Origin of the sequence: Alicyclobacillus fastidiosus, from assembly GCF_026651875.1 — a bacterium.
GTDB classification, from domain to species: Bacteria; Bacillota; Bacilli; order Alicyclobacillales; family Alicyclobacillaceae; genus Alicyclobacillus; species Alicyclobacillus fastidiosus.
In genome coordinates, this window is record NZ_CP104067.1 from 4,035,247 (window position 1) to 4,058,784 (window position 23,538).

19 protein-coding genes are annotated in these 23,538 nt (G+C 46.7%); 1 reads left to right on the plus strand and 18 read right to left on the minus strand.

Going from position 1 to position 23,538, the window contains the following annotated elements; translation table 11 throughout:
• Positions 1–81: 81 nt before the first annotated feature.
• The 17 genes from NZD89_RS19960 to NZD89_RS20040 all read right to left on the minus strand — a co-directional run bounded on the left by NZD89_RS19960 (position 82) and on the right by NZD89_RS20040 (position 21,082).
• Positions 82–663 (minus strand): TetR/AcrR family transcriptional regulator, encoded by a 582-nt coding sequence (locus tag NZD89_RS19960; RefSeq protein ID WP_268004473.1) that lies wholly within the window; start codon positions 661–663, stop codon positions 82–84.
• A gap of 248 nt (positions 664–911) precedes the next feature.
• A complete protein-coding gene (locus tag NZD89_RS19965) occupies positions 912–1,316 on the minus strand; it encodes a hypothetical protein (RefSeq protein ID WP_268004475.1) in 405 nt (134 codons plus the stop codon).
• Positions 1,317–1,602: 286 nt separating this feature from the next.
• On the minus strand, positions 1,603–2,406 hold the full coding sequence (locus NZD89_RS19970; protein WP_268004476.1) for a DeoR/GlpR family DNA-binding transcription regulator: 804 nt from the start codon (positions 2,404–2,406) through the stop codon (positions 1,603–1,605).
• A gap of 49 nt (positions 2,407–2,455) precedes the next feature.
• Positions 2,456–3,496: a Gfo/Idh/MocA family protein gene (locus NZD89_RS19975; RefSeq protein ID WP_268004477.1), complete on the minus strand. Its 1,041-nt coding sequence runs from the start codon at positions 3,494–3,496 to the stop codon at positions 2,456–2,458.
• An 87-nt stretch (positions 3,497–3,583) separates the two neighbouring features.
• On the minus strand, positions 3,584–4,873 hold the full coding sequence (locus NZD89_RS19980; RefSeq protein WP_268004478.1) for a Gfo/Idh/MocA family protein: 1,290 nt from the start codon (positions 4,871–4,873) through the stop codon (positions 3,584–3,586).
• Between the two features lie 74 nt (positions 4,874–4,947).
• Positions 4,948–5,784, minus strand: a complete 837-nt coding sequence (locus tag NZD89_RS19985; RefSeq protein WP_326492863.1) for a carbohydrate ABC transporter permease — start codon at positions 5,782–5,784, stop codon at positions 4,948–4,950.
• A gap of 15 nt (positions 5,785–5,799) precedes the next feature.
• The gene (locus NZD89_RS19990; protein WP_268004480.1) at positions 5,800–6,735 is read right to left on the minus strand and encodes a carbohydrate ABC transporter permease; all 936 of its coding nucleotides are present in this window, start codon (positions 6,733–6,735) and stop codon (positions 5,800–5,802) included.
• 79 nt (positions 6,736–6,814) lie between these two features.
• Positions 6,815–8,137 carry an ABC transporter substrate-binding protein gene (locus NZD89_RS19995; RefSeq protein WP_268004481.1) on the minus strand — a complete coding sequence of 441 codons (1,323 nt, stop codon included), beginning with the start codon at positions 8,135–8,137 and terminating at the stop codon, positions 6,815–6,817.
• 631 nt (positions 8,138–8,768) lie between these two features.
• Positions 8,769–9,782 carry an alpha/beta hydrolase family protein gene (locus NZD89_RS20000; protein ID WP_268004482.1) on the minus strand — a complete coding sequence of 338 codons (1,014 nt, stop codon included), beginning with the start codon at positions 9,780–9,782 and terminating at the stop codon, positions 8,769–8,771.
• 114 nt (positions 9,783–9,896) lie between these two features.
• Positions 9,897–13,175 carry a glycosyl hydrolase gene (locus tag NZD89_RS20005; RefSeq protein ID WP_268004483.1) on the minus strand — a complete coding sequence of 1,093 codons (3,279 nt, stop codon included), beginning with the start codon at positions 13,173–13,175 and terminating at the stop codon, positions 9,897–9,899.
• Between the two features lie 646 nt (positions 13,176–13,821).
• Positions 13,822–14,145 (minus strand): antibiotic biosynthesis monooxygenase family protein, encoded by a 324-nt coding sequence (locus NZD89_RS20010; RefSeq protein WP_268004484.1) that lies wholly within the window; start codon positions 14,143–14,145, stop codon positions 13,822–13,824.
• Between the two features lie 50 nt (positions 14,146–14,195).
• Positions 14,196–15,251 (minus strand): cytochrome d ubiquinol oxidase subunit II, encoded by a 1,056-nt coding sequence (locus NZD89_RS20015; protein ID WP_268004485.1) that lies wholly within the window; start codon positions 15,249–15,251, stop codon positions 14,196–14,198.
• The gene (locus tag NZD89_RS20020) at positions 15,248–16,615 is read right to left on the minus strand and encodes a cytochrome ubiquinol oxidase subunit I (RefSeq protein ID WP_268004486.1); all 1,368 of its coding nucleotides are present in this window, start codon (positions 16,613–16,615) and stop codon (positions 15,248–15,250) included. Before NZD89_RS20020 ends, NZD89_RS20015 begins: the two co-directional genes overlap by 4 nt.
• Positions 16,616–17,082: 467 nt before the next feature.
• On the minus strand, positions 17,083–17,865 hold the full coding sequence (locus NZD89_RS20025) for a ferric reductase-like transmembrane domain-containing protein (protein WP_268004487.1): 783 nt from the start codon (positions 17,863–17,865) through the stop codon (positions 17,083–17,085).
• Between the two features lie 87 nt (positions 17,866–17,952).
• Positions 17,953–18,549, minus strand: coding sequence for a hypothetical protein (locus tag NZD89_RS20030; RefSeq protein ID WP_268004488.1), 597 nt, complete (start codon positions 18,547–18,549; stop codon positions 17,953–17,955).
• A 549-nt stretch (positions 18,550–19,098) separates the two neighbouring features.
• Positions 19,099–20,487, minus strand: coding sequence for an MFS transporter (locus tag NZD89_RS20035; RefSeq protein ID WP_268004489.1), 1,389 nt, complete (start codon positions 20,485–20,487; stop codon positions 19,099–19,101).
• 13 nt (positions 20,488–20,500) lie between these two features.
• Positions 20,501–21,082 (minus strand): cysteine hydrolase family protein, encoded by a 582-nt coding sequence (locus tag NZD89_RS20040; RefSeq protein WP_268004490.1) that lies wholly within the window; start codon positions 21,080–21,082, stop codon positions 20,501–20,503.
• A 119-nt stretch (positions 21,083–21,201) separates the two neighbouring features.
• Between NZD89_RS20040 and NZD89_RS20045 the strand changes: the two genes are divergently transcribed.
• Positions 21,202–21,810: a TetR/AcrR family transcriptional regulator gene (locus NZD89_RS20045; protein WP_268004491.1), complete on the plus strand. Its 609-nt coding sequence runs from the start codon at positions 21,202–21,204 to the stop codon at positions 21,808–21,810.
• A gap of 198 nt (positions 21,811–22,008) precedes the next feature.
• On the opposite strand, the gene NZD89_RS20050 is transcribed toward NZD89_RS20045, so the two are convergent.
• Positions 22,009–23,409: an APC family permease gene (locus NZD89_RS20050; RefSeq protein ID WP_268004492.1), complete on the minus strand. Its 1,401-nt coding sequence runs from the start codon at positions 23,407–23,409 to the stop codon at positions 22,009–22,011.
• Between the last annotated feature and the right edge of the window lie 129 nt (positions 23,410–23,538).

Sequence of the window (23,538 nt, forward strand, 5' to 3'; positions counted from 1 at the left end):
CTCCAAACAAATTTTATTTAGTCGTAAAGTTAAGAAAAGATCATTTATTGACCACACAGTCAAAAATCATGCAAAAAAAGTTCAAGTTGCGATCAGCCCAAAAGATGTGCGTAAGACCGCCTCGATCCGATCTCGGGATGCACCGGATTTCTCTAACACTTTCGCGCCGAGAATCGCGTTGTTTAAATGCGCGGCAAGCTCTTTACTGGTATAACGCGTCGTGATCACCTGCTGCTCCTGACCGCTGCGGATAACCTTCTCAAGGATTTGTTCGACTTCGAGGAACATTAGCTCGACTTCACGGATTACCTCTTCATCGTCGGATCCGAATTCCAGCGCAGAGTTTACCATCAGGCATCCTTTGTGGAGTGTTTCGTCGTTATGACTTAACGTCAGCTCGCAGATGTACTCCAACTTTTTCAAAGGAGACATGTCCTGGGCTACTACTTCTTCCAACACCGCGATACTGTGTTCGCGATACAGCGCCAACGCCTTTAAAAACAAGGCTCGCTTATCATCAAATACACAGTACAAGCTTTGCTTCTTGACCCTCGTCGTACGGGTTAAATCCTCAAACGAGGTCGACTTAAACCCTTTCGTCCAGAACAATTCCATAGACTGCTGAAGTGCACGCTCGACATCAAATTCCCTTGGTCTGCCCATGCATTGACGATAACAGTTATTGACCGCAAGGTCAATAACTGTTGACTTTATTGAGCATTCAGTTGGCCAATTCTACACTTATGCCACACTTCACTGCGTGTATATATACAAAAAAGGCACGGAGGATTGCGTCGCTGTGTCCATTGGGACTACCCCATCGACAGAGCTATGTCGCAATCTTCCGTGCGCGCTCTTGGCTCCAATAAAGTCGGCGTCTAAGCTCGAAAAGTGTCGCTTTACACCCGATATTAATTCACAAATACTTGTGCCATCGCCGCAAGCTGCTGCGGAGTGAAATCGGCGGCGACCTCGCTTTCCACTTGTTGTTGTTGAGCAGGCGTAAGAGAATCTCTATTTTGGTAGAGCTCATAGAGTTTAGCGGCTTCACTTGGAGACATATGATTCATGGCATAGGTTAAAGCTTCCTGTTGGCTTGAAAAATGAAGCCCACCCGTTCCGTATCTCGTAATGTACTGTTGGATTTGTGACTTTAACGCAGGATTTTGTTGCAGCGCCGTTTGGATGGTGGAGTGGATGCCAGGGTCTGCAGCAATTTTTTCTGCGACCTTTTTTGTTAGCAGGTTTTTCGCCTCATAACCGCCCAAACCAACAATGACTACGAAAGCGAGGAGTCCAATCAGAAACTTTTTCATGTAATCACCTCAGGTACTACTTTAAACGATGTAATTTATGATAGCACGTGTAGTCATAAGCTTATTTCTGCCTGTACTTCCGGACTTTCTCGGAGTAACCACAAGATCGACGCGTATTTCCATGAGTCCTTACCCGCGTATGCTACATAGCGGCCCCTTTGTTTCAACAGCCGTTCATAAAGAGGTCTTCGGACCTCTCTTTTGTTCTTTGTTAAATATATAACTTCATTGAATTTGTCAAGTACATTTAGTGGAATTCGATATAAATGTGACCGTGAACTGTTCGTTAACGAGCGATTGAGGGGCCCGATAAAGTGGGCAATGGCCCCTCCAATGCTTGAACCACCTCTACACCGACACGATTGAATTCCTGCATCATGTCGTAAGGAATGGGCCCATTCGTAATCAGTACGTCTAAGTCCTTAATCGTTGCGACCTGAGCGAAGTCTCGCACCCCAAGCTTGGATAAATCCGCAAGCAGGAACACTTTGTCCGATATTTCAATCATTTTTTGTTTGACGAGGGCCTGGAGCGTATCTGTCTCACTAATTCCATAATCTAAATGACAACACTTACATGAAAGAAAAGCCTTGTTAACATAGAAGCGGGACAGAGCTTCCTCGGCCATCGGTCCAACGTTAGACAACGAATTCGCCCTAAGAATTCCTCCTGTTGAAACAACTTCAATCTTTGGTCGGTCACTAAGCTCCAGTGCTACCTTTAATGAATTCGTGAGTACGGTGAGGGGAATGTCAGGTAATTGAACAGCCACGTGCCAAGCCGTTGTGCTTGCATCTAAAGCAATGCGGTCACCAGCATCGATGTATTGAATGGCTTTTCGAGCAATGGCTTGTTTTTCAGAGACATTTACGTTTTCCCGTTCTCGGTACGGAACTTCCTCTGTATCCCATGAAACCCGAACGGCTCCACCGTGACTCCGACGAATCCGTCCTTCATTACTCAAGTTGTCCAAATCACGGCGAACCGTCTCCTCAGTCACATCGAAAAGTTGGCTAAGTTCTTTGACTCGGATACTTCCTCTTGTGTTTACAAGATCAACAATAGCCCTGTGTCTCTCTGCAGGCAACATTTCCACATCTTCCTTCGTTGGGCATATTGGTGATACCCCACCTTCATATTCAAAACTTTGAGAGAGATATTGGTGTATTCGTACGGGCAGATTCGTACATGGCCAAGATGAGTCTTAAAACTTTCATACTCTCTTCCCCATTCACTAGGGGCTCTCGATTATGATGAACTGCTTCAATCATGTCCTCGAACTGACGACGGTGCGCAACTTGCTTCTCATTGTGTTTGAGACCATCGGCCCAGTTCAATGCATCGCCACCGAACATTTGTCCAGGCTCATCCGGTGTTCGAAAATATAAATGGGTCAAATGATCGTTTTCAACGACTGCTGACCCGAGCTCGCCAAAAATCTCTAATCTGGTAGAGTTTCTGGGATACGCACTTGTTGTCGCTGAGATAGTTCCAACTGCCCCGTTGTCGAATGTTACCGTCGTTGCCGCCACATCCTCTACTTCTATTCCAGGATGGGTGGCAGTATTCACGTGAGAATAGACAGTGCTTATCGGTCCAACCAAATGCTGAAGTACGTCAAGCGTGTGCAAAGCTTGGATCATCAGAACTCCGCCACCGTCCATCGCCCACGTTCCGCTGCCCGGAGACCGCTCGAAGTACGCTTGCGAGCGATACCAGTGCACGCTCGCTTGCGCCAAAACCAATTTACCGAATTTCCCAGTCATCATTTCATTTTTAACACGCATCGTAGAATCATCAAACCGATGTTGAGACACGACCGATAGTTTAACCCCTGCTTTACGACATTCAGATATTGCCCATTCCGCCTTTTCGACTGTGGTATCAATAGGCTTCTCTACTATGATATGTTTTCCCGCCCTAGCCGCATCCACTACGATTTCTGCATGGGTACCACTTGGCGTAACAATGTTCACAATATCAATATCAGAACGCTTCAGCAGTTCGTGATAATCTGTGTACCAGTCGACCCCAACTCGATCACCGACAGCTCTGGCGTTGGTCTCGATAATATCCGATACCGCAACGAGCTTTGCATGTGGGATTTGGGAAATTTGCTCAATATGAACTCTACTTATACCTCCACAGCCAATCACAGCAAAGTGGTAAGGCTTCGTCATGTTCCGTTCACCCCTAACGGTTGGCTAAAAATCAATGTCGTAGGCAGCGTCCTGGCGAGATCGATTGTTGTACCAATTGTCATCCAATCAGATTTTAACAAGTTGATCGACTTGAACGGGTAGTCCAGTTTTCATTGAAATATTACCAGAAATCCCCGTTAAGATAGACATCGCACCATCGATGTGTGATGCTGCACGATGGAAGAGATCCTCATCGGGTTCACCAAAAAGGTCGTTCAAAAGAATGGGATCGCCGCCCCCATGCCCACCTTTACCTTCATCAAAAGGAACCAAATATGGAGCCCCGAATTGTGGGTAAACCGTGATCGTCACGCCTTTGACAGCTCCTTCAAGTGCCTTATCACCACCGGAGTTGACGTAGGACTGTTCCACAACCTTCATTTCAAGGCGACCCTTGCAACCATTAAAGACGACGTTAAAACCTTCCCAGGGAAGATAGGCATTTAAAGAGTACGTCATAATTGCATTATTTTTGTACCGAACCAGGACACCCATTGTGTCTTCAGCACTGATTCCATCACCAAACACACTCAAGTCGCGTTGATAACCGTCCTCATGTTCTGCGTCGAGATACATGCTTTTCAGATGAAGGTGGTCTTCGAGATGGAGTGCAAATGGGTCTGTTTTCGCATATTCACTTCCATGTGCTCGCTGGTAGAAGGTTGTTACTCCGCGTTTTTCTGCATTTTCTCGCCCGTAAAACATAAGGTCCCCCATCGCGAATACCGTTCTGGGTTGTGTCCCTAACCAGAAATTGACGAGGTCAAAGTGGTGCGTGGACTTATGAACCAAGAGTCCTCCGCTGTTCCTTTTATCCCGGTGCCACCTGCGGAAATAGTCGGCGCCGTGCTGGGTGTTCAAAAGCCACTCAAAGTGCACGGAATTGATTTGGCCAATTGTATCTTTCATGATGAGTTCTCGAATCTTCGTATTGTGTGGTGCATAGCGGTAGTTAAAAGTGACGCGTAACTTTTGACCCGTACGCTGTACAGCATCAAGAATTTCCTGACACTTAACCTCATCCACAGTTAAGGGTTTCTCACTGATCACGTCACATCCTAATTCCATAGCGCGGATAATGTATTTGTGGTGGGTGCGGTCCACAGACGTTACAATCACCACGTCGGGACGTTCTTTCTCAATCATTTCGTCGAATCTTTCTGACTTGTATGTTGGGATTGCGTGATAGTTGTACTTTTCTACCAGAAGTGTGTTGGCGTAATCCATCCGAGTCTGGTTAATGTCACAAAAGGCCACAAGTTCAGACGTCTTTCCAAAATCACGCGCCAGAGCTCCATAATAAAACTCAGCTCGACCCCCTGTACCCACCTGTGCATATTTCTTTTTATTTGCCATGTGATTACCTCCATGTCTCTCTTATTCATATCGTCATGTACAGGATTCGGTCCCGTAGGTCATACGGTGTTTACTCAGCCCTTGAGACCCTGAGTGGCAATTCCCTCGACCAAATACCTCTGAAAAATCATAAAAATAATGAACACCGGTATCACAGACATGATGGACATTGCAAACATGTCCCCCCATTGGCTGGTGCCAGTGACATCCAAAAACTGACTTAAACCAACGGGCACAGTGAGAAGTTGTGAACTTGTCAAATAGATGGATTGACTAAAAAAGTCATTCCAGGTCCAATAAAAAGCAAAAATCGATATGGTAATTAAAGCAGGACGCGTGAGTGGGAGGATTACTGACCAGAACATCCGAAATGTACTGCACCCATCGATAACAGATGCCTCATCTAAATCCTTAGGGATTGACCTCACAAACTGAACCATTAGATAGATAAAGAAAGGGGTAGTACCAAGAAAACTTGGAACCGTTAAGGGCAGAAACGTGTTCACCCAGCCAATCTGATGGAAAATGATGTATTGCGGTATCAATACAATTTGAAGCGGCAACATCATGGTACCCAACATGAAACCAAAAAGAACCTTTTGCGGTTTAAAGCGCAACCTCGCAAACGCAAACCCGGTCAGCGATGCACTCATCAGGCTCCCCACCACAACAATGGCTGATATGAATATAGAGTTGAGGAAATAGTGTCCAAACGATACTCCTGTACCGGTCGAGAAGCTGTCGATGTAGTGCTGAAATGTCCATTTCGTAGGAATTAAATTCGCGGTAGAAAAAATCATACTATCCGGTTTAAATGAAGAGGACAACATCCAAAGAATGGGATACACCATCACAAAACTACAGGCTATCAGAACTGCATGAGTAAGTACACTTCGAATTGGTTTTGCCACCACAACATCACCAGCCTAGTTTTCGTATTTGACCCAGTATTTCTGCGTAAGGAATAAAAGTCCAGTACATGCCGCAATGAGGATGAGCAGGATGATAGAGAGAGCGGCTGCGTAACCCATGTGGTAGTATGTGAAGGCCTGTTGATACACATAGAGAACGTAGAAGAGTGTCGAATTCATGGGGCCGCCACCCGTTATGATGTAAACCTGCGTGAATACCATGAATGCGCTAATGGTACCCATTACCAAGTTGAAAAACACAATGGGGGATAGCATCGGCAGAGTAACCTTCATAAACTGTTGAAACCGCGAGGCACCGTCAATGGAAGCAGCCTCATAATAGGTTTTCGGTATCTGCTTAAGCCCAGCCAAAAAAATCACCATTTCAGACCCGAATTGCCAGACACTGAGGAGGCACAGTACTAATAGGGCGTCAACAGGACTCGCGAGCCAACTGGGTCCATTTATCCCGACATGTTGGAGCAACGTGTTGATGGTTCCGTTCGGGGCGAAGAGTTCACGCCAACCGATGGAAACACCAACACTTCCGCCGACAAGCGAAGGCAGATAAAACAATGCACGGTAAACCCCAAGACCTCGCACCTTTCGATTTAAAAGAACCGCAACTAGCAGTGCGAACACCAATCGAAACGGTACGGAAATAATGACATACAGAAACGTCGCACGCATGGACGCTGCAAAATCTGGATCATTCGCAAAAATTTGTTTAAAATTCTGGAGACCAATGAAATGCGCCGGACTCAATAAGTTGTAGTTGGTAAAAGCAAGGTAGATAGAAAACAGCACAGAACCGAGCGTCAGGAACAACATCCCCAACATCCACGGAGTCATAAACCCGTATGCCGCAAGTGAACTGTTGGATTGAACACTGGCTCTTTTAGAAGTCATGACGCCATAAGCTGTGACAGATTCATTCGATTGTGTTGCCACTCTTCCGATCCCCCCATTGGAGTGCGGTGTCTATCGTACATGAGCTATCAAACACCGCACCCTTTACGAGATACGTAGCTTAATTCGATTGCTGCAAAGCTTGATTGGCCTGCGTAATGAACTGTTGTGCAGCCGCACTTGGCGTCATTTTGTTTAACATTACTTCCTGTGCTGCGGTGGTCAGCAAAGTTTGAATCTGATTGGCTGCAGGCGGATACACGGCGTCAGGACTAGCCACTTTCTCCACTTGGTTCATAAAGTCAATTTGAGCTTTGTCCGTAGCCGAGCCGTCATTCTCCAGCGCTTGTTTATTGGCCTCATTAATTGGCACACCACGATCAAGTTTAATCGTCCGTGACACCTGAGGGTCATTTTCAAGGTAGTTTAGCAGTTTGACCGCTGCCTGCGGGTTCTTTGTGGTCGATGAAAGCGACCAATACATGCTCGGGTGCAAGAAATACGGTTTGGATGAACTGTTATAGTCCGGAAGCATCATCATACTGAGGTTCTTGTTGGCGGTTTGTTCAAACGCTGCTAACTGATTGCTCCATGCCCACCCAAATACCGACATCCCCTTGACCAACGGATTCTCCGTCATATCTGAGGTATTGTCAGCCGACGTATACGATGGAGGCACTACTCCGCCATTTTCCTCAAGATTTTTCCAATAAGTAAACCAATTGGTCAACACCTGTTGGGAAATTCCTAAAGACTTATCATCCGATGAGAACATTTGTTCCCCATTGTCGCGTGCATAATACTCCAGCACGGGTTCATATTCTATCCCGTCTTCGGACCCATAGATCTTTGGATCGGCCTTGTGAATTTGCACCAGCAGTTTTGCAAACGAATCCCAAGACATACTCTGCGACGGGTTCACGCTTACACCGATTTGTTTCAAGACCGCAGGATCATATAACAGGGCAAATGCATTGACACCTGTTGGAACCCCGTACAGGACACCATTGACTTCACCCAAGCTCAAACTTGCCTTATCCAAACCACTAAGGTCCACGCCAGCCTTATTCAAGTCAGCAATGGTCTTGTTCTGTGCGTATTCAACAATCTGCGACTCATCCATCTGAATGACGTCCGGCGTTTGTCCACCTGCAATTTGTGTCGTAAGTTTTGTCCAAATGGTGTCCCAAGAGGTGTAATCGGGAGTTACTTTGATACTGGGGTTTGCCTTTTCAAACATACTGATAGCCTTCAACGTTTCCTGCGTTCGAAGCGTCGATGTCCACCAAGCAAGAGTGAGATCAGCGCTTTGACTGGTTTGACTGGTTTGACTGGTTTGACTGGTTGAATTCCCGGAACCCCCAGTCTGAGTAGTTCCACATCCAGCGACTAGCGTTCCAAGTACAACCGTACAAGCGAAACTGGTAACATATTTCTTCTTCATTCTTCCAGCCTCCCACATAATTGATATTAAAGGAAGAACCTAAGCTAACATCTCACCTCACTGCTCTACCCTCTACAAGTGAGCGGATTTCACCAAACCCGGAGAGACAAGATAACAACGAATATTCAGTCATCAACTTCGAACAAATATAAAAATAGACAAATAACCCCACGAGTAAAGTCTAGACGCACTGAACGAAATCAATTTACAGTTCTGTTTTACTTTGTTTTTACTAAAACGCTTTCTTCTAAGATTGCTCGCGCCTGCTAATATAACGACTTTATTTGGATTAAGTGGTTTTTCCTCATCCCCAATCACGCGTTTGTTAGTTATTATCTGTTTTTATGTTGGTTTCGCTCGCTATATGTGTTGCTGTTGTAACATTCAAAACAATTTATATAAATTACTAATTTAATAAAATCGACGACTTCTGCCCCATTTGTGAATTTGACCAGAATTCTACCTGAACACCATAAAAAGGGGTGTCGCTGTTGAATCGGGGCAATGGTCGGAGTATTCGCAGTCTTATCTCCTGTCAGCAATTCACATTCCCAAAGTGGGATCGATTCGTGATTCGATTGTATTTGTGTTTGATACTTGCTCATTCGATTTGTCCTTTCTCAGCTTTTATTCAAAATATGTTACGTCTAACAAATGGCCATATGGGCTGGTGATGGATGATGTGTCCATATTCACCCACATACAGCTCACAGGAGTTCTCCCTGTTTAGCTCTCGGTATAGTTTACTGACCTCAGCAAATGCCTTTTTCGTACCCGACACAGGAAATATATGATCATCTTCACCATGAATAAAGAGAATGGGTCTCGGTGCGCAAAGCGCTGCAATATCCTGCATTTCTGCTAGCTGTAATATGCTAGGTACAATGTTGCATGAACAATGGCGAATGGACAAAATCGATTGCTCAAACGTGCAGAAGTACGATGTTGGAATGGCCATCGTGATGCGGGTATCCACAGCAGCAGCAAACAGCGTGATGGCTCCTCCCCCCGAGTGCCCGTTTACGACGATTCTGCTGCTGTCAACGTCTGAACGCGTCCGTGCATAGTCGATGATCCGCATCACGTCGTACACACGTTCACCAATCAATGTACGGCCAACCAACAGTGATCTCCGCTGAAGCTCCTCACACGAATTAGGGTGACCGGCCTCCCTGTCTTGACGGAGCGACATTTCACCAAATGCCCGAACGTCTGGAACAATGACAGCGTACCCCTCGTTAATTGCAGTGAGAAGCAGCGTATGCTCCGCTGCATTCTCTTCGAGAAACACCTCTTTGCCATTGGTGTTATGTCCATGCAAAGCTATCAATAACGGAAAACGTGTGCCTGAATCATTTGGCAGAAACACATAAAATGGAATTTCAATTCCCGGTTCACTTGTAATGTACAGCTTTTCGCACCGATAACGGTCATTCGCCCATTGTCCGTTCTCCCGAGCCGACAAGGATAAATTTGCATATTGACCTCTCATTTCAGTGACACCAATGAGTTCTGCAAGGCGTGCACGAAAAGCCACTTGCCATCTTGGTAAGTTTCCCATGTCTGGAATACGGTTCAAATCGTATTGTCGTTGTGCCGAAACATATGCGTTGCGCACGTATGCTTCAGCATCAAAGTAAGCCATGCCGCCCCTCCATTCTCCCTGGCGATGACGCGCCGGTTTTCGGCGTCCTCTCGCCTGTAGAACATCAAATCTCCCATGTCCCCCACTCATTTCGGTTTCACTTTGAAACCATGCCTAATCACGATGGTGTACATCCTCGACTTCTCTCAATTGATGTGCTTGATAGTCAAAGTAACGCCCCTCCAGCGTGCCAACGAGCGTATTCGTCACTTTCACTTCCAACTCGTTCGCACCCGCTTGTAGAAGATTTGTGCGCCCCCTCCATTGGTATGGCGACCAAGGACAAACACCTAAAGAATTGCCATTCAAGATGACCTCTGCGCAGTCATGAAAGTCGGGGCTCAAATCTGGAAACTCCAGAACAAAATTTGATGAGTCCAGCTTTTGATTGAGCGTGAAACTTCGCTTAAAGGACAACGTCCCCGAATAAAACGGATATGATGGAAGAGGGCCGCTGCATAATGCAGCCTCACGTGCTGCCGTGGTAATTACAGACACTCGGGATTCATCAAAAGCCACGCCAAAGTCTCCTGCGAGATAGATGGCATCAACCAAACCATCCCAGTCACGGTTGATCTGTACCTCAATCTCTATCGTGTTCCGACCTTCTCTAAGGAACCCGTCTACTGGACATGCAATATTCGCGTGATCGTAGAAGAACTTAGGGTGAAAATCACAAGGTTCTATCTTGTGCCCGTTGAAAGTAATGAAATAATCACCAGATATCGCTCCGCGATCCATGAACAACTCGCAAAGCTTTGGAGTATACGCGACGTTAAAATCAACCGTATACTTACATCGAATCGGATAGTCCATCCCTAGTTGCATCGGTGTGCCGAACACTTGGCTAAAGTGAATCGGTAGAGTTTGAGTTGCATGAATGTCGGAACATTGATCGATAAAAGTTTTGACCTGAACTGTGGACGGTTGTGACCAGCCATCATCAGTGCCCAGCATCAGTTTGAATTCGTCGAACCGAAGCACATTCGGATTGTCTGGGGTGACAATCCATGGTTGGTCAGTACTAACCTCCAACTTGTATGGCGTCTCCTGACGGAGTTCCATCTGGGGATCTTGGTCGTCAACCTCGAACGAGACTTTGATCAAACAGGATTCATAGGGATGGAACTCTATGGGCAAGAGACACATATCACCGTCCATAATCGCACGTATACGCGTACTGTGTCCCGTTTCGAGATTCAGTCTCTCGATGCTTGGTTGTTTCGATAGAGTGTCATGCGTCCGCAATTTCCTCAGGTCGATCCGAATCGGAATCGCCAACTTTGTCTGGTCTTGATTTGCGATAAATATGAGATAGGACTCTTCAACCAGTCGGCATTCAACAAGAATACTCCGTTTCGCTCGCTCGTCGTCAATCACGACAACTTGTGGCTCCAATCTGCTTACCAAGCGAGAGACAGTGCAACATGCGTCGTCAGAATAATGGAACGAGGGGACGAAGTAGGCTTTCTGCTGTGTACCTTCGTAGAACTTTTCTGACAGACCTACCCCCGTATCCCTCGCAACCCGCCAATAATCCGTTGCTGGCGACGTCGGCACGTTGAATACCTGCAGAATTTCATTCTCATCTAACGGATCGTCCTCAATGTGCTCATAGGGTAGGAGTCCAACTGCGATTACGATCCCGCCCTTATCAAGGAACTCTGTGATTTTCTCCCATGCAGCCCGCTCCAAGTTAACTATGGGAGGAAGAATCATCGTTGAATATGTAGCTCCCCCAATCAGTATACGACCATCGCCTACGTGGGCTTCTTTCAGTAGCTCTGGGTCAAGATGATCATAACCAATCTGTTGCAGGAGAAGCTCAGTCCCCAAATTCGTCCAGTCCTCCTTCAATCGTTCCAATCTTTGACGTTCCGCGTCGTCATTCCCGATGTACTGAAATCCATGCAACGGATTTCCGAGATGCGTCCACATGCTAGTCGTCGGATCGAGAAGGGCAACAGAATGAAGGGGCGTTCCCTGCGTCATCACGAAGCTGATTCTCCCGACATAGTCCCCCAGCATTCTGAAATGTTGCCAGTATGGATTTTGATAGAACTGAGAGGGGGGCGCGTCGTGCTTGGTCAATCCGTCCAGTGTATAGAAGAATGCATGGAAGTTGTAAAAGTTCACCCCCATCGCTGCCATCCGATCAATCATCCATTTGGCATCTTGCAACGTCATTGACCAACCAATACTATGAAAACATTCCACCAACGCACGGGGTTTATTCAGCTGAAGCGATAAGGAACTCGTCATTTTAGGATTAGAACGGAAGTTCCCATAATACTGTTTAATGGAACATTCCAACGAGTTCCCCACCTTGTCATGGGCGCTATCGGATCCGACAACATGGCTGTAAAGTTGTGTAGTCATTCTCATGGAAGGAACTTCAGCTACGTACTGCAGTCCATTCTCCTCACACCAGTCATGGACCTGCTTGTGGTACGATTCGCGCAAAAGTACGTGCAGTGCTTGGAAGTAGTCGTACCGAACCTTCTCCACGTCATCGTAATCATTGTGTACGAGCGCCTGTAGAACATTCTCGACAGCGTATCCATGCATCTCGCTGAACTTCTCGCTCAAATAGGAGGACCATGGATAGTCGCCTAGATACCCGATTTCGTCGGTGAACATGCCTTTTACGACATCTCCGAAATACTGACCAATTTCTTTCTTATATCGTTCATGCGTGACTTGGATGAAGGTTTTCATGGCTTCTACATGCCCTGGGTCTACAAAAGTTCCATAGTATTTAAAATCATCGATCTCTGTTTCGACAAAGACATCGAGTTCCCACTGTCCTACAGGGGCTTCCCACTGCAACTGCTTAATCGTCTCATACGTGAAAAACCTCTTCTGGTTGTAGTTGGTAAGGCCCGTTTTCTGAAACACCGTTTGCACTTGATGGTTACCAATCGCTGAACGAATATCCAAGGATTCGTTCCACAAGCGTGCGCATGAAGTCGAGTCTATCGGCGTAGCAATTGCTGATATAACTTTTCCCCACGGCAAATCTTGAATAATTCTGCTATTTCCGAGAACAGTATATCCTTTGTGTCGCAAAATACGGTGCTTTGCATCCGGATGCTGCAGAATAACTTCACCGCCTGCAATCCCACTCGGATACGGATACTCATCGTATAACCAGACGTGAATTCCATATTCCTTGGCGACCTCAATTGCATACTTGACCTTCGTAAACCATGCATCCGATAGATACGGCAGTTTCATGCCCTGCCTGGCACACAAAAAGAATCCGCCGATTCCCTTATCGGCCATCTCAGAGATCTGAAAACGTATCTGTTCCTCTTGCATGTCGCCATTCCAGAACCAAAACGGGTGCACTCGATATTCGGCTGGCGGATTACGAAAATCGTCCTGTCTCATTGGCAGATGTTCATCTCCTATAGCAGAAGAAATTCATTTATTATCGTACATCTGATAAAAGTGTGAATATTATCAAATTCGGAAGTAAAAATTAAATTCAGAAGGGATTTCATATGAATACTCGAAGAAATACGCAGTTTGGTTGTTGTTTTGGGTATCTATACAAAAATTACGAGCTTAATTATTGAAGAGCGTCAAACACGAGCTGTTCGTTGTGATTTTAAGCTTGTAAAAATTGAGCACAATAATTTCCGAGTATAATACATGGTTATTTACGCTCATTTTTAGTGATGCCAGCGACAAGAGTGCTTGTACTAACTCGTTCTACTCGTTCATTTGGAGTGTAATCAACTATACTCCATAGTGACGTCTCACTATGATGGGGCCCGAGGGCGGCAATCAAACCCCATGCCTTGAGGTGGTTCCGGGTTCACGTTCGTTGATAACAGGGGCACGGAAGGAACACGAAGAGGCTAGTGGGCGTCCCCCCCTAGCCTTACTGCCCTAAATACATCACTGATTATAGAAATCACAAATTAAAATGTCGTTGACCCTTTGGGGGCTATTTTGCAAAAGGAATTTAGCACATATGGTTTAATTGAAAAAATAGCAAATGCGATTCCAAGTGGAGCGGCGCGTGCATTGCTCAATATTCTTGTTCAACTTTACAAATTCGCGTGCGAAACATTTTATACCAGATGGACTTGCCAGACGATTTCGCCGACTGATGGAATGCGTTCTGACTCCAGCGATTGATGGCCGCAAAAGAATTCCAATAGGATACAATGATGCCGAGATCCGACTCTGCACTTTCAACACCCAGGAAGCCCTCTTCCGTTTTTGCGAGTTGAATCATGTTTTCGGCCATCTCATGATATCCGGCATCGTCTTCACTCGGAATGACGGTAAGAATAACGGCGTAATACGGTGGCTTGGGCGTGCTTGAAATTGAATGGGTAATTCTGGACATGACAGTCTGCCTCCTCAATGATTTTAGGGATTCTTCAAAACGGAAGATGGTCAATGTGGTTCACGGATATGTGTGGCCACATATTCTGCATCCGTGATAAATAAGCGTCTAAACCAGAGCAATAGTGGACTCAAAACCACCAAACCGAAGAACAGGACCAGGAGCGTTGAGAGAAACATAGACCGATTTGTGGCGGACGACTCAATGGTGACAAACGGATATAAAAGATACGGCGCATGCGCAATCGCATAGGCAAGTTGTGATGCAATAACCTGCGCCACCCCAAATCCGAGTTGCCATAATGCTCGTCGACTGGATATTTCTTCGCCTTGTTTGTTGGTAAGGATACCAGTGTAACCAAGTAAGAATGTGATAAGTGATACGATTAGAAATGGTTCAAAAAGGGGGTTCTTCAACCCATTTTGGATTAGGTGTAGCCCATTGGGAGTAGGCACGAAGAATGCACAGACTCCAAGTAGTAGGCTGAGAGGTCCTGTCCAGCGAGCACCACCCACAAAACGATGATAAGCCCTCCATTCTTTTGCCTGTTGCGCATAGCGTGCTAGAAAGAGTGTCGAGATGTAAAAGGATAAGACGATCCCAAAAGCCATAAACAAATAGACAGAAATGCTGCTGAAAAACCTGCCTAAACGGAGCACATCGTTGCCGTGTACAATCTCTACATACCCCCCTTGTGAAAGTGGGAGCAAGGCGATGAACATGCCTGGCAAGAGCAGACCTGTTAATCCTGACACAAGTAATGTGTGTTTGTGAAATCGTTTAGACGCGTATCCGAACTGCAAATAAGCGCCCCGTAATGCCAGTAGGATGAGAAGGAGCGTGGCGGGCAGCGCCAGAATCGTTCCATACGTAAATGCAGCGCTCGGAAATAACCCAACTAAGGCGACCGGAACGACGACAAGAAACGCATTGATGAGTTCCCATGTTGGTGACAAATAAGTAGATGCCACGGACTCTGCACTTACGTATCCACGTAAGTGATAATACCAGCGCCAAAAGCTGGACCCAAAGTCGATGGCGCCAAGAATCGAATAGACAAATACCAACAACCAGAAAAACCAGGCGCCCAGGATGTGTATCGTCATGCCTGCACCTTCTTTCCAGAGGATAGACTATGCGTGTGTACTGTCACTTCAGTTTCGCAGATGGTATGTCTGTGAAAGTAGACGCGCAGGGCCACGACAGTAGCGACAAGGAGGACGGTGAACAGTGCAATAAAACCGCTGAACATCCAACCGATTCCAGGTTCCGTAGTGACTGCTTGACGCACTGTCATCAGGTCATAGATAATCCAAGGTTGCCGCGCTTCTTCGGCAAAAATCCAACCGTCTTCGATCCCGATCATGGCTAAAAAACCAGAGACGACAATCAAAATTAGAAACCAGCGTTTTATCAATAGATATTTCATTTTCCATCGGAAAATGAAATAGGCGACGGCAAGTACGATACAAAAAGTGCCGATGCCAACCATCGCATCGAACATGAGGTGAACCGATGCGAGGGCTGGCCAGGTCCATTTGGCAAACGCATCAAGTCCCTTTACCGCGCCACTAAAATGCATGGTGGCAAGCCAACTCAAAAATCCCGGGATTGGGATGCCGCCGATAATTTTTTGTTTCGTTGGATTCACTATGCCGCCAACCACGAGTGGCGCATACTTTGTTGTGTGAAATAATCCTTCTGCAGCGGCCAATTTCTCTGGTTGATAAGTCGCCATCATTTTCCCGGATGCATCTCCGAAGAACGCGGTCAAGATACCCGCGAGACCTCCAACGAACATGGTTAGCGTCAGATTCTGTTTGTGATAGCGTCGTTCGAATTCACTTAATCCTTTTTTTACGAGTGATTTCGCTGCAACGGCCACGAATACGAACGCAACGGCCATATATGCAGAAGCAAGTACGTGCCCCAGTTCATCTGGCATGGAAGGGTTTAACATGGCGCGCCAAGGATTCGCTTGCAGGACGGCTCCGTTTTTCCACGTCATGCCTGTTGGCGTGTTCATAAAAGCATTGACGTCTGTCACTAGGAGTGCCGACAGTGCGGCGCCAATCGAAACGCCTAGACTTGTGAAGATGCGTGCTCGTTGACCGATTTTCTCTCCACCGTATACATAGATGGCAAGGAAGAGAGATTCAATAATGAAAGCGAATATTTCTAATTCAAATGGGATGTTGATGATTTGCCCGACCACCGCCATGAACTTCGGCCACAGGACGGAAAGCATCACCGCGACAGAAGTGCCCGTGACAATGCCAACGCCGACGAGCAGGATAGCGACGCGAGTGAGGCGTTTGGCAAACAATTTATAGCTGATGTCATGAGTTTTGGCAGCCATGACTTCCGCAAGAAAAATCAGAAACGGAATGCCCACCCCAAGTGTCGCGTAGGTGATATGGTAGCCTAGGGTAACACCAAACAATATACGTGCAAGGATCAAATTCGACATGCAAAACACCCTCCCAAACATACGGAGCTAGGTATGTTACTATTCTTCCAGCGTTCACCTAATCACTGCGTTTGTGCACGAGATATTGAAGTATCAAAATATCTATAGAATTGGTGGTGACGGAGCACAATTGCTTTCGTGACAGTAGCGTACCATGGTCGAAAGAGAGACATACCAGCCCTAAAGGGCTATTTTTGTGTCTAGAATATTTCTGGATTTTGATCAATTTGTTACACCAAAAAATGTCCATGAGGTATATGGGGAGGAAACCAAACCAACACCGAATGCATGGTCGGGATATTTGAAACATCATTCTAACCGTTCCATTTATGAACGGAGTTCGTGTTGTTGGATGACAAGTAATAAACGAATCCCACTACAATGAAACATAGCAGGATTCGCTTATCGCAATTTACTACATATGCATTTTTTATTGATGCACCCCAAAGCACCTGGGGTACGAGAACTCAAATATTCTGGATGAAACCAGAATGTCCTGATATTACGATGACCAGGATTACAACGATTGCAGCGCCACTCATCGAGGCGAAACAGTAAGAAATGGCTCTTACCCAAGATGTTTTTGCACTAGAAGACTTTTTAGTGGACTGAGCCGGTTGCAACAATCGTCGAATGAACAGTACTAGGAGTGGGATCTGCATGAGCCACATGAAAGGGCGTATCCAACCATAATACGATATGTCGAGCCCCAAAATCAGCGTATGCCATACAGAAAGAATATAGACAACCAAAGTGAATCGATGGGCAATTCTCCATGTTCGAACGCCGATTTTTTTACGCAAATAATAGGTTGGGCCCAATAATAATGCTAAGTAGAATGCAAAGATTCCAAGATTGTAGCCCAATGTAGCTGCTTTCCAGCTTTCTTGCCAAGGGATAAATACTGTTATAAAGTTGTCGCCCATGGCATCGAACGCCGTCGCAACTGCATGTACCAGAATAAGTCCGATGACAAGGAGAGATATATGGCGATGTAAACGATCAGTCTGAAACTTGGTTAAAGGGAACCAAGGTGCCCGTTTGCTAGATTCCATGAGCCCGAGGAATACGCCGATGTATGCCCACATGAGTGCCGCCAGTCCTGCTGCTTGAAGGATGGGGAACGACCAAAAAATCCCCATTCTATTCATGTGCATCGATGACATACCGATTGCCGCGGGGCTCATATCTTTCGCCTGTAGGCAGTAAATCCATATGTAAAGTGGTAATACGGTGAGGAACCCCAGCACAGTTACGATCCATCCGGAACGTGCCGCGCTATATTTACTTTTTGCTCCATTACTGCTCCTAGTATAGAGTATTGATGAACAAAGTTTTTATCCGGGAATGTTTTGCGTATTTGTAGAGTGGGCGAGTTGGTGAACGTGAATACGTCGAAGTAGGACGATCCATGTTACAGCCAACAATGCAGCCATACATGTTGTAACAGCATACAGTCCGGTTTGCGGAACCATATCCCCAAGCATAATCCCCATTAAGCCACCCATAACTCCTGCTACCATTCCATCTAGAATTGCCATTTCTTTGAACGGAAGTCCAATTAGGAGTCCTAGAACGACACCGACAGCAAACCCGATGATGTAAGCAGTGGACAATTGAGTTTCCATCATACCACCGATTACGCTACCAGCGGTCATCGTTGAGATCATGCCAAGAGTCATAGGAACCGAGTGGCGAAACGTATTGTGTCCTGACAGGTGCCCCAGTTGATTGCGCTTGCGCAACAGTGTAAATAGAGAGTGCAAAACCACTGCGACACAAACCGCCAAAATGACAATTCCATACGTCAACGAAACACCTGCTGACATTGACATGTGCCCCATATTCATGGCTGTCGTGCTACTGTGACCCATGTTCATCGACATCGAGTTACTGTGACCCATGTTCATTGCACTGGAATTTCCGCTTGCCACGCTGCATCCTCTCAATTCATAGTATTTTATTAATAACTGGTATATACTCCGTTGATCGTGTATCTAACATAGGTTATTGTATGCATGGTCCATGAAGTTGTCTTTGACCCATCAGGGCTATTTAGTGCTGGCTTGAGATGGGACGCTATGCGGAAGAATTCAAAAAATGGAAATCGATTGTATATTATTCCTGTGAATAAAACAACTGATTATGGGACTGAATCTGTCTGTGGAATCCTTTTCCGAGGGAGTACGCCTACTTGGTACTAGTCTATACAGACTGGCATTGTATTGGAGTATAGATACTTTGAGGGACTCCCAGAAGACGCAGATCAAAACAGGAGACCTCGACGGTCTCCTGCGTTTTTGCTTCTTTGTTGACATGTTTACATCGTGACAGATTAATGCACAGGACAAGTGGAACACATTCACCTGTAGATAACTAGATAGGCGCCAACAGCATTCATCGTGTTCATTGTTGGTTTAGGCTGCCCCTTGTTCAACTGGAACGCAAAATCGCGATGTCTTTTGCCGTAGCACTCCCATGACTCAAGCAGTGGCCGGATCTCTTTTGGTAGACTCCCCAAGTCGACGATCGGCGATAGTCAGGAGCAGTGCAATGATACTGACGACGACCATGATGATAGCGATCCGATGCATACCGATATCTGAGACCTTCGTATGGAAGACGATGCCGATTAGCGCTGAAGAAGCAATGGAGCCAATATATCCGAAAGTACGGAAGAGACCCGAAGCGGTTCCAATTTGATCTGCGGTAACCTGCGTGTACAACGCCGTCTGATTGCCACTGGCCATTGTACCCATAGTGACACCGAAGATTAAGGTGATCATTAAAATCCAAATAATTGGCGTGCTTGTCGTGAGAAACAGCACCCCAATGGAGGCGACAATGGAGGACACGGCGGACACAATGAGCGGGCCGCGCACCAAATTCCGTTTCGAGATTGGTCCTACCACCACGGCCGATAGTCCACTCATTGGCAACAGGAGCAGTCCGGTTTCAAGGGAGGATAAACCGCGTGCCGCCCCAATCCACTCGGTAACACCGTAAAGCACTGTATAGATGCACAACGTCATCGAGGCGAATCGTACGTAGGTACGGGTGAGCGCCAGGTTTGCGGCGAGCAGACGCACATCGAGGAATGGGTGTTTTACGCGCATCTCCCACCAGATCAGAGCAGCGCCCAACACAGCCGCCACACCGAGGGCAACCCAGGCGGGGTTGGGCAACGAAAACAGGAATACCAGGAGGGCGGTCATGGTTGCAGCGAATCCGATGATACCAGGAACGTCGATGCGCGATGATATCTCCCGGACTGTCTTCGCACCCTTGATGGGCACATCCCGTGGAATCCACAGTGAGGCCATGGCAAATGCGACGAGTGCAAACGGAATATTGACAAAAAACGTCGTGCGCCACCCCCACGCCTCCACAAGCACGCCACCGATGGGGAGTCCTACAGCGGCCGTCACAACACCGGCAATCTGAAGTGCGCCTAGCACGTTGCCAGGCGGCTTAGACATCCCGGCAAATTCGGCCCGTCGACGGATGATGAGCATGGCCGATGGATAGGCGGTTGAAGTGCCGACGCCGATGAGAATCCGTGACAAGACGAGCATGATCAAGTCTCGTCCAGCCCCGCCTAATAGGCCCCCCAATAACACCATGAGAATTCCAGCCAAGAAGACGCGGCGGGGCCCGAACTCCTCTGACAGTTTTCCGGCAGTCGGTTGAGCGATCGAGCTTGCTAGGTAGAGTGCCGTAACAAGTATTGTGGTCTGGGCCACTGAGATATGCATGAATGCAGCGATTGGCACTAATGCGGTGGCGATCATCGAGCTATTGATTGGGTTGAGCGTAGATCCCATGTACAGGGGCGCTACGAACTTCCAGGAGAAGGGGTTTTCACTTGACACAACTGGTCACTCCTCAGTCTGTTTCCTGCGCTCGACTTGAATCCAAGTTTTCGATCCAATCGTCGACCGTCAATACATCCGCTTGACGAGGGAACACCTTCTCGGTTAGCACGCGATGAACCTCAGCATCGGGATCGGCACATGCATCCGAAAGCACTTGAATCACAAAGTCTTTGTCTGCCGCTTCTCGCAACGTCGAGAGCACGACTCCGCTCGTGGCGATACCGGTGAGAATCAACGTATCGATTTGTTTCGAGCGAAGAATCACTTCCAAGGTGCTGCCAGCAAACGCGCTGACCCGATACTTTGTGACAACCGGTTCTCCGTTGTGAGGTTGCACGGACTCGTGAATTTGCGTCGCATCGTCTGAGACGGTCATCCCCCCCATTTGACGAATCTGTGAGAACGCCTTGTTTCTTGGACTGACCTCTGGATATCCTTCACTAAATGTGACCCGTACGAAGATGACTGGAATGTTGTGACGTCGCGCGGTTTCCACTGATTTTTGAACCGCGCGTAACATTTCCTGATTGTCTTGAAAACGGGATACAATACCATTCTGCATGTCCATAACTAGTAGTGCAGGCTTGTTCATGTGTTTTACGCTCCTTTAGATTTGGTCTATAATAAGCGGAGGACTCTCCACTTGATAATAACCGGGGAATTCTCCGCTTGTCAATGAGGCCGAAAAAATTCATGTTGGGATTTGATAGCGTGAAAAATACGGGGGAAACCCATACTCGGACAGAACGCCGCGATGCTGCGGAAAATCGTCAGCGCATATTAGCTGCGGCGCTCAAACTTTTTGAGCAAAACGGCGTTGAGCAAGTGAGCATGAATCAAATTGCAATAGAAGCGCAAATCGGTTCGGGAACTCTTTATCGCCGTTACAGAAACAAAAGTGAGTTATGCTTGGATCTCATTAAAGACAACATTGATCTCCTTTTCGAGGACATTGAGGCGTACTTAAAACAGCACCAGACCGATGCACCCAGCCGACGATTGAGAGAGGTTCTCAGCTTATTTATCCGTTATCGCGAGAAAAAACTTCAGTTGCTGACAGGGGTTGAACAAGCGGCGTCAACGATCGGAACTCAATCCAGAACACAGAGCCCGGTGTTCAATGACCTGCATGAAATCATAGTGAAATTATTGAACGAGATGACGGCAAGCGAACAACCCAAATCTAGCAGTGTGTTTAAGGCCGATATGTTGCTGATGGCCTTGAAGAGTGATTCCTATGTTTTCCAAAGGGATGTACGTGGTTACTCGCCCGAATCGTTTTTGGATCAACTTTGCTTGACATTTTTCCCGGTAAAATGATACCGAGGGTTCGCTTCGAACCAAGAGGATCAAGCGCAATGACTTTAAAGCTCCGTGAAAGCTCGACAAACCCCCATGAAACCTTTGGATACGTCAAAACCACGGATCGGCTGACCCGTGGTTTTTTATGGCCAAGGGAACCCGTTTGGTTCAAAACCAGAACGGTTAAAAACATCATCATGAGTCGTCCCCACCTATTTAGTCGTAAGGCCCATAGCCCATTTCTTGTTCAATGTGATCAATATTCTGCAGATTCGCATCATGTTTGGTAATACGGGAGACGATGAGCATGGCAATGATAAAACCGATTGTGATGTATGGCGCCAAATTCATTGGGTAAGGAGGTACTGGGTAAATATTGGAGTATGCCGTGTATAGCATGGCAACAATGGCCACGGCGGGAATGATCAGCTGATACATTTTCCATATTTTGTTCTTATAAAAGTAGACGATTCCTGATGCATTGACGAACATATACGCCACGAGCATAGAGAGCGCGGTGACATACGCGCTATCGTCGTAGAGATCTTTACCATCTCCTCTAGTGAAAATGTAGAACGAGATTTGAATAAGCAGTGAGGCAATCATCATTGTATTGACGGAAACGTGAGGTGTTTTGAATCTTACGTGTATGTTGGACAAGCTCTTATGAAGATTGCCATCCCGACTCATCGATAAGAGGATCCTTGATCCCGTGCACACACACCCGATAACACACGAGAAGAGAGACATCGTGATGGCTAGGACGACCAGGAAAGCGTATTGTTTGGAGACAAATTTGTCGGCCAAATTGCTAAGCGGCATGGCAGAATTGGAAAGTGCTTTGATTCCCTTGGTTGTAACGCCGTAACCAATGACCTGTGAATAGCTAGAAATCAGGAAGAAAATCGCGATACCCGCGATTGTTCCACAAATCACCAACGGTATCATTTTTTTCGGATTTCTGGTTTCCTCTCCGAGGGCTGAGGCACACTCAAAGCCAGCGAAACTCAATAATCCCATCACAACGCCCTGGGCGATGGCTGAAAAATTGTTTGAACCAAATCCAAGAGGAGCCCAGCTCAGCCCGTGTAAGCCCGTCTTGAAAAAAATTACCCCTGCTAAGATGAGAATCAGGGAGATCGAGACGCCTTCCAATGCCAGCATCACCCTTGTACTCACATTCATATCCCGGTACGCGAGTACCCACATCACAAGCGAAAGGAAGAGCGATATCGGCAGCCAATTCACATGGATGTGGAGAGTAGATAATAAGCTGGACAAGTAGGAGCCTAAGGCGGCAGAAACTCCAACCACCAGCGTAAAGTAAGCCAGAAACAGCGCCCATCCCGAAACTAATGCCACCTTCTTACCGAGACCGTACTCCGTAAACTTGTAAAGCGAGCCGCTTGTCGAAAACATCTGATTGAATTTGATGATGGTCGCCGATACGCAAAAGGTGATCACGACAGAAATAAGAAAGATAATCGTAACTGAATAACCTGCAAGCCCGGTAATCAGAGAAACATTCAGGGCCATTGACACGGATGGCGCCATGACGGCGGCCGATAGCGCAACTGTCTCCACTAGGCTTAAACTATCCTTTTTAAGATTTCCCATAGTACCCCACTCTTTCGATTATTCAGAACTATTTGACTGCAAAGAGTATTTACGGTAAATCGGATGTATCCTTCCATGGGAATCGACTTAAATGATCAGCGCAAAATGCATACTGTTGTGTTACGTTTC